We start from the raw sequence: 12,834 nt of genomic DNA on the forward strand, positions 1-12,834 counted from the left end.
TTTAAAATATCTCTTGATTTATTTTCAATACATAGTATAATATCTTTTGTCACTAAATAGTCTGGTGATGATGGCGAAGAGGTCACACCCGTTCCCATACCGAACACGGAAGTTAAGCTCTTCAGCGCCGATGGTAGTTGGGGGTTTCCCCCTGTGAGAGTAGGACATCGCCAGGCTTTTCTTCATTCCGCAGTAGCTCAGTGGTAGAGCTATCGGCTGTTAACCGATCGGTCGTAGGTTCGAATCCTACCTGCGGAGCCAATTTGGAGAGCTGTCCGAGTGGCCGAAGGAGCACGATTGGAAATCGTGTAGGCGGTAACCCCGTCTCAAGGGTTCGAATCCCTTGCTCTCCGCCACAATTTACATAATAAAGGGCCCGTTGGTCAAGCGGTTAAGACACCGCCCTTTCACGGCGGTAACACGGGTTCGAATCCCGTACGGGTCACCATTTTTATAGAATATACACCAGCATTTTTTATTCGGAGGATTAGCTCAGCTGGGAGAGCATCTGCCTTACAAGCAGAGGGTCGGCGGTTCGAGCCCGTCATCCTCCACCATATCTTTTATATCGTCGCGGGGTGGAGCAGTTCGGTAGCTCGTCGGGCTCATAACCCGAAGGTCGCAGGTTCAAATCCTGCCCCCGCAACCAAAATGGTCCGGTAGTTCAGTTGGTTAGAATGCCTGCCTGTCACGCAGGAGGTCGCGGGTTCGAGTCCCGTCCGGACCGCCATTTTTCAAAAGAATACTTGGCTCGGTAGCTCAGTTGGTAGAGCAACGGACTGAAAATCCGTGTGTCGGCGGTTCGATTCCGTCCCGAGCCACCACTATTTGCCGGTGTAGCTCAATTGGTAGAGCAACTGACTTGTAATCAGTAGGTTGGGGGTTCAAGTCCTCTTGCCGGCACTGTTTTTCAAAAGTGGAGGGGTAGCGAAGTGGCTAAACGCGGCGGACTGTAAATCCGCTCCCTCCGGGTTCGGCGGTTCGAATCCGCCCCCCTCCACCATTTTTTGTTTTCATAGGGGCATAGTTTAACGGTAGAACAGAGGTCTCCAAAACCTCCGGTGTGGGTTCGATTCCTACTGCCCCTGCCAATTATACTTTATAATTCATTACATCTATGGCGGTTGTGGCGAAGTGGTTAACGCACCAGATTGTGGCTCTGGCACTCGTGGGTTCGATTCCCATCAATCGCCCCATTTTATTATTGGGCTATAGCCAAGCGGTAAGGCAACGGACTTTGACTCCGTCATGCGTTGGTTCGAATCCAGCTAGCCCAGTTGATGTGCGGAAGTAGTTCAGTGGTAGAACACCACCTTGCCAAGGTGGGGGTCGCGGGTTCGAATCCCGTCTTCCGCTCCAATAATGGCGGCATAGCCAAGTGGTAAGGCAGAGGTCTGCAAAACCTTTATCCCCGGTTCAAATCCGGGTGTCGCCTTTTTTGAAAAGACTGCCGGGGTGGTGGAATTGGCAGACACACAGGACTTAAAATCCTGCGGTAGGTGACTACCGTGCCGGTTCAAGTCCGGCCCTCGGCACCATTGTTTTTTAATATAAGATGCGCTCTTTTATAATCATGCCGGTGTGGCGGAATTGGCAGACGCGCACGACTCAAAATCGTGTTCCTCACGGAGTGCCGGTTCGACCCCGGCCACCGGTATCTCTAATTAAAAGATATCAAATTTAAAACGTCTCTTTACAGTAATGTAGATAGGCGTTTTTTGTTTTTTGTAAAAAGGTCACATTAATTCTCACAGGTAAATGTATTAAAATAGCTTGGATTTTAGGTGATTGAACGATATACTACTAATATTGAATTGGTGTATAATTACAGGCGACTTTTTTACAATCACCATTGTAGAGGTTTAATCGAATGTATAAAGATAGTTTATATAAGGTTATCTATTCCGAAAGTAAACCAAAATTTTTTCGAAGCTTTTTGATTAACCTGATTAACTCAGTCTTCTCCGATGATGAAAAATAAGAAATTTCAAAAATACAAAAATTAAACAGAATAAATCTAGAGATACTCTTATAATATATTTAAATAAAATGAGGATGAACTAATGATTAAAAAGTGCCAGGTGTTTACTCCACCAGAAACAGTTAAAAAGTTGTTAGAAGTAGTCGGTTATGAAAAAGACTTATACGGAAAAAAGATTATTGAAAATGCCTGTGGAGATGGTAATATTTTGACTGTTATTGTCGAAAGGTACATAACTGATTGTTTAGACAAAGGATTTTCTCTGAATGATATAAAGGCAGGTCTAGAACATGATATATTTGGAGCGGAGTTAGAAGAGATTCATTATAGAAACTGTATAAATAACTTGAATAAAATAGCAGAAAATTATGGTCTCTACGGTGTTAATTGGAGTATATTGAATGTTGATATCTTAAAGGAGGATTTTGATTTTAAGTTTGATTATGTTGTAGGAAATCCTCCATATATTACTTATAAGGATTTAAATGAGGAAACCCGATGTTTTGTAAGAGAGAATTATGAGGTGTGCAGAAAAGGGAAGTTTGACTACTGCTATGCTTTTATTGAGGCAAGTCTAAAACTACTTAATGAAAGAGGAAAAATGTCTTACTTAATCCCAAGTAGTATTTTTAAAAATGTATTTGCACAAAATTTAAGAGAGTATCTTCTCCCATTTTTAAATAAAGTTTATGATTACCAAACAATAAAACTATTCGATGTGCTCACTTCATCGGCCATAATTGTATGTGATAAGGGGAACAACGTTGAACAAATTGAATACATTAATCTTGACAAGAGAGTTTCTTACAAAATCAACAAGATTGAATTAACTTATAAGTGGGAATTTGTTAATAAGAAAAAAAGTATACTTGGAAAATCAGCTAGATTTGGGGATTATTTCAATGCATCAATCACTATTGCAACATTATTAAATGAAGCATTTGTTTTAAAGAATTTCAAAGATATTAGATCGTTTGAAAAAGACGGCCAAAGATATATTCAAACAAACAAATTCATAATAGAGGATAATTTGTTAAAAAATGCTGTAAGCCCTAGATCTTTAAGCTATAATAAGGAAGAGCTTATAATTTTTCCTTATTTTTATAATGAGGGTTCTTTAGTTAGGTATACTGAAGAAGATTTTAAGAAAAGATTCCCTTTTGGAGCTAGTTATTTGAATTCATTTTTTGATAAATTGCAAAAACGGGCTTCTGATAAGAGTGTAAAGTGGTTTGAGTATGGAAGAACACAGGCTTTGGCACATTTAAATCAAGAAAAACTATTAATCTCAACTGTAGTAACGAAGCAAGTAAAGACATACAAAATTTCAGAGGAAGACATTCCATACTCAGGTATCTATATTACAAAGAAAGCTGATCTTAGCTTGGATTTTGCAAAAAAAGTATTAGAAAGTATTGAGTTTCTTGAATACGCTAATAGTATTGGAATAAATGCAAGTGGATCTTCATTAAGGATTACGGCAAGAGATATAAATAACTATTTATTTAATATCGAGGAGGTGTGATGTAAGAGGATGAACCTTGAGACATTAAACTATAAGATATCGTCTAGAGCCACAATTTTATTGGGAAGAGAAAGTGTTTCTAAAGTTGATGGGGCGGTTATTGAACTTGTGAAAAATACGTATGATGCAGATGCACTTATGTGTTTTATCTGTTTTGATATAAAAAATGACTGTATCTATATTTTGGATAATGGAACTGGCATGACACGAGAAACTATTGAAAATTATTGGATGCTAATAGGCACGGATAATAAAAGAAGTGAGTATCAGTCTAAGCGTAATCGAATTAAGTCAGGTGAAAAAGGAATAGGACGTTTTGCATTGGATAGATTAGGAAGTAAATGTGAAATGTATACCAAGAATAAAGCCAGTCAAGGACTTATTTATTGGGAAACTGATTGGAGAAATTTTGAACAAACTGGTAAAACATTAGATCAAGTTAAAGCTAAGCTAGGCTATTTGAATGAAAGATTAGAAAGCGTCATTCCAAGGGAACTTCTAATTGATATACAAGAGATTAATGAGAAAGGCATTTTAGATGAATTTATTTCAAACGACACAGGTACGCTATTAAAAATAAGTGGTTTAAGAGACCGTTGGACGACTAAAGAGATTAATAATATTACTAATTCAATGGGTTTTTTAATCCCTCCATCTGAACAAAGAGATTATGTAATTTGCATAAAAAAATCTCCAGAAGACGATTGTTTAATTATTGAGAATGATATTTCGGATGAGTATGACTATAAAATTACTGCTGAATTTGATGGAGAAAAGTTCATTGTGGAATTAGATCGAAATGAGTTTGACCTAAACAAGATTCCCTCAGAGGTTTTCGAATTGGGACATTTTAAAGAATACCCTTACAGATACGAAGACTTTAAAAGAAAAAAAATAAAATTTGATTTTACTGTCCCTGAACTCATGAATACAGAGCAAGATGAACACATCAATCTTGTAAAAGAAATTGGTCAATTTAAATTCAACTATATTTTCATGAAATTAGCATTAACCGAAGACTCTAAAGAAACTTTTTTCTATAAAGAAATCAGTAAAAAAAGAAAACTGTGGCTCAATAGCCATGGCGGTATCAAAATTTATCGTGATCATTTTTTAGTCAGACCATATGGTGATCCCAACACTGATGCATATGACTGGCTAGGATTGGATGCAAGACGTGCAAATAACCCAGCAGCTATTTCACATCCGAGTGGGAATTGGCATGTGCGAAATAGACAAGGCCAAGGAACATTATTGATTTCTAGGATGACCAATTCATGTATTCTTGACAAGTCTAGTCGAGAAGGAATAATTGAAAATGAGCACTTCTCTGTATTTAAAAATGTAATTAAAAACATTTTAGCGGTTTTTGAAAAAGATAGAGCCCACATTGGAAAAGGCATGAAGGATTATTACGACATTATTAATAAGAGAGAAACAACAAAACAAGAGGGGAAAGAAATAGCTAATAAATTTTTGGATGAAAAAATTGAAAAGGATGGTGAATCTGCATCTCCTCCGAATCAAGAAGAAGTAAAAAAACTAGCTAAGACAGTTCAGTACCTTGAGGAGGAGCGAGAAGAATTAATTAGCGAGATAAAGTTATTAAGATCTTTGGCGACAAATGGTTTAATTACAACATCAATTGTACATGATTTAAAGGGTATTAATGCGAGATTAGTGAATCGAGTTGACTCACTTCAATATGTTATTAAAAACGACATTGAAAACATGATTTCTAGGCACTTAAATGATCTTGGTAAGGATGATACCTTTCTTAAATCTTGGATAACAGTAATAACGAACCAAATCAAAAAAGATAAAAGAAAAAGATTGAAAAAGGATCTTTACCAAACTATTCAAGATATTATAGATGTGATGGAACCAATATTGGCTCAGAAACAAATAAATGTTGAGTTTAATTTGGATGAAAAACAAGTCCATAAAAGGATTTTTGTTGCGGATTTTGAAAGCATTATTTACAATTTGATAATTAATTCTATAGAGGCATTCGAAAGAACGAAATTATCTGTACGCAAAATTGTAATATCATTGGAAACTAATGAAGATTTTACAATTCACTATAATGATAATGGTTGCGGCCTCGGAGAAAAATTTAAAAATCCGTATGATATTTTTAAGTTTGGAGCTACAAGTAAATACGATAAAGATGGTGAGCAAATAGGAACTGGGCTAGGAATGTATATTGTTGCTTCAACAGCAAGAGAGTATAATGCACAGTACATCATAACTGAAATAAATAATGGTTTTGGTTTAGATATTAAATTTCCTTTATGATTGGATGGGAATAATGACAAAAAATTTAATAATAGGAATTGTTGATGACGATCCTGGGAAAGTAACTCAAATAATGACAAGATTGATACAAGGGATTGAAGGAGCTGCTCCTGAAAAAAGACAAAAGTACTCACAGTATAAATTTAAACCAATTGAAATTGAAATAATCGAAGATTTGAATGCAATGGTTGATAATATCATTAATGAGCGTTTGAACTGTCTTCTTGTTGATTATAAATTATCTTCTTATAAAAGTGTTGACTACAGTGGAGTGGAACTAGCGAAGGCGCTCGATGGAGCAATATATGATTTTCCTATCTTTGTATTGACATCATATGATGACGACTTGTTTACAAACGAAATATATAATGCTTATCAGGTATTTGATTTTGATAGATACTTAAATGAAGAACCTGAACGTATAGAGCTGCATTTTAAAATAATTGAACAAATTTTAAAAACAGCAAAACAAAAAGAACAATGGGAGGAAGAGTTAAAACGATTGCTACCTTGTGCCGGGACATCTGAAGACATCGACTCTAGGATCTTAGAAATAGACGCTAAATTAGAGAAATCCATTAATGGTGGAAGCGCTCTTCCTGAGGGAGTAAGAAAAGATTTATCTTCAAATAAAATTTCTGAATTACTTAATAGAATTGATGAGATTTTAGAAAGGGAGTAACCTCTTGAGATCAATCAAAATAAGAAAACCAGTAAGGAGTCACTCTGGGGAAAAGTGGATCACAAACTCTTCTAATAAAAAGCATCTTGCTTCTGATTTTGATAACAGATGTGCATATTGTGATGATTTAGACAGCTATAGTGGGGGCTATAATGCATATCATGTTGAGCATTTTGCTCCTAAAGAAAAGTTTATAGGCTTACAATATACATATGATAATTTGCTATATAGTTGCCCCTACTGTAATATCTCGAAATCAAATAAATGGGTGGGAAGTACTGCGCAAGAGTTTGTTGTCGCAGAAAAGGGATTTGTTGATCCATGTACAGATGAATATTATAAACATCTTGCTAGAGATGAATCAGGGAATATAATTTCAATAACTCCAATAGGTCAATATATGTATTTTGAACTGAAGCTTTATTTAAAAAGGCACTCAATTATATATAATATAGATCAACTTCGCATGCGAAGAATAGCTTTGAATTCGAAAATAGATAAAAAAATTACAAAGGGAGAAGACGTTACTACATTGAAGCAAGTTAGGAATATACTTTCTGAGGTTCTCTGCGATTATTACGATCTCTTTTTAATAGATGAAGGTTGTTGAATAACTTATTAAGATCCACGTTAGACTGTATATATAGGAATTTCTATAGGTGTATAACAATCTGATTATGTAATTTTCCAGTGGCTTTTTTGCTCCCAGTGAGTGCAAAAGGTTGCATTAATATTTGCATCTTTCTTTGTCCGAACAGAAAAAACTCTAGTACTAAGTATTGAAGAAATCTCTCAAGTGTCTGATAGGATAGGCATCCAGTGAAATTTAGTGATCAGCTATCCTATGTCCATCTGCTTGGCAGTGTCTGACGATATAATAAGTTTTCATTGGATACACCTTTCATTGAGTATAAAAAAATCATCCAGTATTGGATGAGGATTTACGAAGATCTAGGTAAGCTTGTTCGTATCTGTTTCTTTATAGGGATCTGTGAGCTTGGAGGTCAGGTCTAGGTTGAACAAAAAATCATCGACGGTGTCTGTGCCAAAGGGAAGTGTGGAGAAATTGATTGGGATGCTGTCTTCTTGCTTTTCTGAAGTGATTTGCTGTGCAGGCAGCTTTTTTCTCCAGTTCTTAAACAAGCGCATGTGAGGCCCCCTTTTCTTTGAAAAAGATGGATTTATACATAATATACGGGGAGAGTTGTCCAGGCGTCAAATGTTTTCTTCAAAAGGAACGATTCAATTGATAACAAGAGCCACAGGAAAGTGCGGCTCTTGTTGTCAGTTTACATTGCGCGTTGTAATGCTTGCAGTAATTTACGTTTGCATCTTAAGTTGTAGCGCTTCTTATGGAGTTTCTCCGTTTTAAACCTGCCTATGACACGTCGAACATCGGGATCATAAATGATGAGCTCTCTGCAAGTTTGATCATGTAATAGTGCTTGAAACCAGCTATATTTTTTGAGATGTGCTGCGTTCCTCGAGATATCCTCTTCATCCACTTGTAGAAAAGGGATATACATAGTAAGTGAAAAGATGTCTAAAATGAATCCCATTTTGCTTCCTCCTTTCATATGATTCATTACGCTTAGGAGAAGGCAAGGTTTCATTCAATAAACGTTAAAAACAATCCCAGTGCATAAACCATTCTTTTGATTCTTTGTCATAATAGAAATACATCGTGCCGTTATCACCAATCATGAAACGAGGTTTTTCTTCTGAGGCGATTTGCAGCATGAATTCGCCTTGTTGTTGATGGGGCGGGGATTGAATATACGCCCCATATCCACCGATTTTTGTGAACGAATAATTTGTGTATTGATTAAAGAAGTGGTTTGTCGCTTCTTCACTTTCGTTTACTTCTGATAAATCGACGTATGACCATGCTTCTTCCCAGCAAGGAAAGTCCCTTTGCTCACTTTCGTTCCATTGGATTTGAAAGGCTTTGAGCCCTCTCACTTCTTCAGGAGTTTCAGCTACTTCTAAACCTTCGATTGATGCATATTCAATGAGCTTCCAGCCTTCACCGTTTTTGGTGATATCAATCGGAAGTGTTTTCTGATTAAGAAAAATTTGAATCAGCTTACATTCATTGAAGCCGTTCATTCCTCCTGGCACTTCTGGTAAATAAATTTGTAAAATCGGAATCATGGCCCCATCTTGATCTGTCGGCCAGCCTTGGTTAGGATCGATGAAAAAATGGCCGGCAAACCAGCTGTGTATAGCTGGATCAGGACGGAAGCCGCCAATTTTGGCGATGGCTGGCGTTTTCCCGATTAGATTTAATTCTTGAAAAGCTTTGATTTCCATGGGTTATTCCTCCAGCCTTTAGCCTGCAATGTGTGCATCATGAAATGTGCCATTTATATTTCCTGTGACAATAATGACATGACCCCAAAATAAATCACCGTCATGATAGTAGACTTCAAACTCTCCCTCAGGGTAAACATGCAGGCTTTCAAGTGAAATGCGGCTTATAAATTGATTCAGTGTGAGTTCTTCTTGCTTTTCAGCTGATTCGTCTTGTTCCTGCCAATCCTTTGCTAGATCTATCAGCTGATTCGCGGCAAATGATTTAATAGAAGAATCCCATTTGGCTTGCTCTTGCATAAGTTGGTTTGCTGTTCGAAGAGAGTCATTTATTTTTTCATCTTCTTCGAGGTTGAAGTAGAGAAGGCACTCTTCATTGCTCCATTGGATCGTCTTTTCAAATAAGTCTAGTCCTTTCACTAACTCAAAGGTGCCAAGTGTATCATCATGATAATACACAGGCTTTTGGGCTTCTTCTAAAATTTCTTGAAGCGCTTGATCCTGTGTATCTGTATTGATTAAAGATACAAGCATGAATTCACCTTCGCCTTTTCGAACCTGAAGTGTAACGATTGATTCTTTATGTAATTGTGCCTGTTTTTCCCTTAATCCCTCGTCATCTGTTAGCCAGCAAAGTCTTACATTTTCGGTTATGCTATGACCGTTTTCTTTCCAAGCAATCAGTGGAATAGAAGCGGTCCAAAGAGGTGCCTGGCCTGCTTTTCCTACCCCTACGCCAGAAGGTCCTGTAACAGCAATGATAGTGACTACATCTTCTGAAAATCTCTCTTCAAAAGTGTTGATTTGTTTGTTAATCTTCATGTGATGTCCTCCAGCCTGATTTTTTTGTCATGAACATATAAGTGTTGTGATCAAGTTCTACCTCTTTATCACACCGCACATCAGTAGGGGAAATCAAGCTTTTTTTGTTTAAAACTGTTTTTTTAGGGAGGTACATGGATTAATGGAGGTTGAGTCACAATAAAAGAAGCAAGGATCGAATTTTGTATAAATTTGGGTAAATGAGTCGAAAAGCCTAGGTTATTCTTCCTTTTCTTTATAATTACTTTGACACGAATAGATGAAAAAAGTAAAGTAATACTGAGTGATTTACAAAACCTTATTCATCCACTAAAACATGAAGTGTGCGTAAATTTAATGTAAATGGATATTTTTCCTTTTATTTACTCGTATTTTTTTTGAAACTTATGATGCTTCTCATTCGTTATATTAAAGGAGCGCATGTATCCGGCGGAGACAGAGCATCGGCATGCTTGGCGAAGAAGATTTACATTTGCAAAATGAATGTAAATTTTTTATGATTTCATTTATATCAGAACGATGATAAGAAAGAAGAGGTTTTATGAAAAAAATATTTGCAAACAAATATAGCTTTTTTGTTTTGGCTGTCCTTTTATTCTGGGCTAAATCGTACACAGCCTACAAAATGGACTTTAATTTAGGAGTAAAAGGTTCTTTTCAAGAGGGGCTTCTCTTATTGAATCCATTTAGTTCAGCCATCGTGTTTTTTGGACTTGCTCTCTTTTTGAAGGGGCGTAAATCTGCCATTGTTTTAATTGTTATTGATTTTATTATGACCGCACTTTTATATGCAAATGTAGCGTATTACCGTTTCTTTGATGACTTTTTGACTTTCTCAACAATGAAGCAGGCAGGAAATCTTGGGGGAGGCATGACTGGCGGTGTGCTAGCAAGCATTAAGCCGCATGACCTTTTATACTTCCTTGATATTATCATTTTGATTGCGATTGTCATTTGGAGACCAGAAGTGAAGAAGTTCCAAATGAAAAAGACGTTTGCACTGCTGATTGTAGCTGCAGGTATTGGACTGTTCTTTGTAAACCTTCATTTGGCTGAAAAGGATCGTCCAGAATTATTAACGAGAACCTTTGATCATAAGTATGTTGTCAAATACTTAGGTGTTTATAACTATACGATTTATGATGGGGTACAAGCAGCACAAAACGCAACACAGGTAGCCAATGCAAGCAGTGAAGATTTAACGGATGTTGTGAACTATACGTCATCTCACTATGCGAAGCCAAATGCAGAGTATTTTGGTAAAGCAAAAGGCAAAAACATTATTAAAATTCATTTAGAAAGCTTCCAGTCTTTCTTAATTGACTACAAATTAAATGGAGAAGAAGTGACTCCATTCTTAAACAAACTGGCTCATGGGAAAGACGACTTTACGTATTTCGATAACTTCTTCCATCAGACAGGTCAAGGGAAGACATCAGATGCTGAGCTGATGATGGATAATAGTATGTTTGGCTTGCCAGAGGGAGCAGCATTTGTGACAAAGGGTGAAAATACCTTCCAATCACTACCTGCCATCCTAGATCAAAAAGCAGGCTATACGAGTGCAGTACTTCACGGGGACTATAAATCTTTCTGGAACCGTGACACGATTTATAAACATATGGGAATTGATCAATTCTTTGATGCTTCCTATTACAACATGGATGAAGAAAACCTTGTGAATATGGGTCTGAAGGATAAACCGTTCTTCAAAGAATCAATTCCAATGCTAGAATCAATGAAAAAGCCATTTTATGCACATTTAATGACACTGACAAATCACTATCCATTTAATTTAGATGAAAAAGATGCGACAATCGCTAAGGCAACAACTGGCGATAAAACAGTCGATAACTATTTCCAAACAGCAAGATATTTAGATGAGTCATTAGAGCAATTCTTCAAAGACTTGAAAAAATCAGGTATGTATAAAGACTCAGTCATTTTATTATATGGTGACCATAACGGTATTTCTGAGAACCATAACCGTGCAATGAGTGAAATTCAAGGGAAAGAAATCACTCCTTATCAAAATGCACAAAACCAGCGTGTTCCGCTCATGATTCGTATTCCTGGTAAGAAGGGCGGCGTGAACCATACGTATGGTGGTGAAGTCGACGTTATGCCAACACTTCTTCACTTACAAGGTATCGATTCAAATGAATTCGTGAATTTTGGAACAGACTTATTCTCTAAAAAGCATGATGAGACTGTTGCCTTCCGTAATGGAAACTATGTGACACCGAAATATACACTTGTCGATAATACCGTTTATGATACGAAAACGGGTAAAGTGGTGAAACAAAATAAAAAGACAGAGGCGATTAAAGCCCGTGTTGATAATCAGTTAAGTCTTTCAGATAAAGTGCTCTATAGGGATCTTCTTCGATTCCATAAGTTATCTGATTTCAAACCAGTGAATCCATCGGATTATTTCTATGGTAAAGCAAACAAAGAAAAAGAAGCGGATTCTTCTGCTAACTAACTGAGTTTTGGGCAAGCACAGAAAGGTGCTTGCCTTTTTCTCTCTCTTCGCTTGATTTGTTGGCAAAATATGTTTATATTTAGGGAGAAACAAGCGTGACGCCGGCTGGCAGCTGGTGACACACATTTCGTCCTTGGGGAATTCAGGAGGAGCTTATGACAACAAATACAAAAACACAAAAAAAGAGATCAGAATTATGGGGCTGGATCAAAGCCATCTTAATCGCATTTATTGCTGTTTTTATCATTCGGAACTTTTTATTCGCGCCTTACATTGTCAAAGGATCTTCCATGTATCCGACATTGCATGATACAGAGCGGGTGTTTGTGAATAAAACGGTTGATTATTTCGGTGATTATAAACGGGGACAGATCATTGTTCTTGATGGGGAAGACCGCAGCACTCATTATGTCAAACGATTGATTGGTTTACCTGGTGATAAAATTGAAATGAAAAATGATCAGCTATATGTTAATGGAAAAAAAGTGGCGGAGCCTTACTTAGCGTCAAACAAAAAGAAAGCAGCTGCAGATGGCACTTTGCTGACACCTGATTTTGGCCCTCTGACTGTTCCAAAAGGAAAGTACTTTGTCATGGGGGACAATCGCCAAAATTCAATGGACAGCCGCAACGGCTTAGGTCTTTTTACAAAGAGTGATATTCAAGGGACCACATCATTTGTGTTTTATCCCTTCCAAGATATTCGATTAATCAATCACTAATCAAAC

The 12,834-nt window shown here is 37.0% G+C and carries 10 protein-coding genes, 16 tRNA genes and 1 rRNA gene; 23 read left to right on the forward strand and 4 right to left on the reverse strand.

Features of this window, described 5'->3' with window-relative positions; translation table 11 throughout:
• The first annotated feature begins 60 nt into the window (after positions 1–60).
• The 21 genes from rrf (at position 61) to IEE86_RS18185 (ending at position 7,096) form a co-directional block, all read left to right on the forward strand.
• Positions 61–176: ribosomal RNA gene (gene rrf, locus IEE86_RS18085) — 5S ribosomal RNA — on the forward strand.
• A gap of 10 nt (positions 177–186) precedes the next feature.
• Positions 187–261, forward strand: a tRNA-Asn gene (locus IEE86_RS18090).
• A 4-nt stretch (positions 262–265) separates the two neighbouring features.
• Positions 266–356, forward strand: a tRNA-Ser gene (locus IEE86_RS18095).
• Positions 357–373: 17 nt separating this feature from the next.
• Positions 374–448 (forward strand) — tRNA-Glu (locus tag IEE86_RS18100).
• A gap of 33 nt (positions 449–481) precedes the next feature.
• Positions 482–557: transfer RNA gene (locus tag IEE86_RS18105), tRNA-Val, on the forward strand.
• A 15-nt stretch (positions 558–572) separates the two neighbouring features.
• Positions 573–649, forward strand: a tRNA-Met gene (locus IEE86_RS18110).
• Between the two features lie 4 nt (positions 650–653).
• A tRNA-Asp gene (locus IEE86_RS18115) sits at positions 654–730 on the forward strand.
• Between the two features lie 18 nt (positions 731–748).
• Positions 749–824 (forward strand) — tRNA-Phe (locus tag IEE86_RS18120).
• Between the two features lie 6 nt (positions 825–830).
• Positions 831–903 (forward strand) — tRNA-Thr (locus tag IEE86_RS18125).
• 15 nt (positions 904–918) lie between these two features.
• Positions 919–1,003 (forward strand) — tRNA-Tyr (locus IEE86_RS18130).
• Positions 1,004–1,017: 14 nt separating this feature from the next.
• Positions 1,018–1,091 (forward strand) — tRNA-Trp (locus tag IEE86_RS18135).
• Positions 1,092–1,120: 29 nt separating this feature from the next.
• Positions 1,121–1,196 (forward strand) — tRNA-His (locus IEE86_RS18140).
• 9 nt (positions 1,197–1,205) lie between these two features.
• Positions 1,206–1,277, forward strand: a tRNA-Gln gene (locus IEE86_RS18145).
• A 7-nt stretch (positions 1,278–1,284) separates the two neighbouring features.
• Positions 1,285–1,359: transfer RNA gene (locus IEE86_RS18150), tRNA-Gly, on the forward strand.
• A 5-nt stretch (positions 1,360–1,364) separates the two neighbouring features.
• Positions 1,365–1,435 (forward strand) — tRNA-Cys (locus IEE86_RS18155).
• A 14-nt stretch (positions 1,436–1,449) separates the two neighbouring features.
• Positions 1,450–1,538 (forward strand) — tRNA-Leu (locus tag IEE86_RS18160).
• A 37-nt stretch (positions 1,539–1,575) separates the two neighbouring features.
• Positions 1,576–1,657: transfer RNA gene (locus IEE86_RS18165), tRNA-Leu, on the forward strand.
• A 406-nt stretch (positions 1,658–2,063) separates the two neighbouring features.
• Entirely contained in the window at positions 2,064–3,506 is a 1,443-nt protein-coding gene (locus IEE86_RS18170) for an Eco57I restriction-modification methylase domain-containing protein (RefSeq protein WP_191098413.1), read from the forward strand.
• A 9-nt stretch (positions 3,507–3,515) separates the two neighbouring features.
• A complete protein-coding gene (locus IEE86_RS18175; RefSeq protein ID WP_191098414.1) occupies positions 3,516–5,804 on the forward strand; it encodes a sensor histidine kinase in 2,289 nt (762 codons plus the stop codon).
• Positions 5,805–5,817: 13 nt separating this feature from the next.
• The gene (locus IEE86_RS18180; protein WP_191098415.1) at positions 5,818–6,486 is read left to right on the forward strand and encodes a hypothetical protein; all 669 of its coding nucleotides are present in this window, start codon (positions 5,818–5,820) and stop codon (positions 6,484–6,486) included.
• A gap of 4 nt (positions 6,487–6,490) precedes the next feature.
• Complete coding sequence (locus IEE86_RS18185) at positions 6,491–7,096, forward strand: HNH endonuclease (RefSeq protein WP_191098416.1); 606 nt, start codon at positions 6,491–6,493, stop codon at positions 7,094–7,096.
• Positions 7,097–7,437: 341 nt separating this feature from the next.
• Here IEE86_RS18185 and IEE86_RS18190 read toward each other — a convergent pair whose 3' ends face one another.
• The 4 genes from IEE86_RS18190 to IEE86_RS18205 form a co-directional block, all read right to left on the reverse strand.
• Positions 7,438–7,635: a hypothetical protein gene (locus IEE86_RS18190; protein ID WP_191098417.1), complete on the reverse strand. Its 198-nt coding sequence runs from the start codon at positions 7,633–7,635 to the stop codon at positions 7,438–7,440.
• A gap of 140 nt (positions 7,636–7,775) precedes the next feature.
• Positions 7,776–8,045 (reverse strand): hypothetical protein, encoded by a 270-nt coding sequence (locus IEE86_RS18195; RefSeq protein WP_191098418.1) that lies wholly within the window; start codon positions 8,043–8,045, stop codon positions 7,776–7,778.
• Between the two features lie 64 nt (positions 8,046–8,109).
• The gene (locus IEE86_RS18200; RefSeq protein WP_034624046.1) at positions 8,110–8,799 is read right to left on the reverse strand and encodes a DUF1963 domain-containing protein; all 690 of its coding nucleotides are present in this window, start codon (positions 8,797–8,799) and stop codon (positions 8,110–8,112) included.
• 18 nt (positions 8,800–8,817) lie between these two features.
• Positions 8,818–9,621, reverse strand: a complete 804-nt coding sequence (locus tag IEE86_RS18205) for a DUF2262 domain-containing protein (RefSeq protein WP_191098419.1) — start codon at positions 9,619–9,621, stop codon at positions 8,818–8,820.
• A gap of 541 nt (positions 9,622–10,162) precedes the next feature.
• Here IEE86_RS18205 and ltaS point away from each other — a divergent pair.
• Together ltaS and lepB are read left to right on the forward strand one after the other, a co-directional pair.
• The gene (ltaS, locus tag IEE86_RS18210; RefSeq protein WP_024427404.1) at positions 10,163–12,106 is read left to right on the forward strand and encodes a lipoteichoic acid synthase; all 1,944 of its coding nucleotides are present in this window, start codon (positions 10,163–10,165) and stop codon (positions 12,104–12,106) included.
• Between the two features lie 155 nt (positions 12,107–12,261).
• Positions 12,262–12,828 (forward strand): signal peptidase I, encoded by a 567-nt coding sequence (gene lepB / locus IEE86_RS18215; protein ID WP_191098420.1) that lies wholly within the window; start codon positions 12,262–12,264, stop codon positions 12,826–12,828.
• Positions 12,829–12,834: the final 6 nt, after the last annotated feature.

This window comes from Bacillus crepusculi (genome assembly GCF_014764715.1).
Classification (GTDB): Bacteria; Bacillota; Bacilli; order Bacillales; family Bacillaceae; genus Bacillus.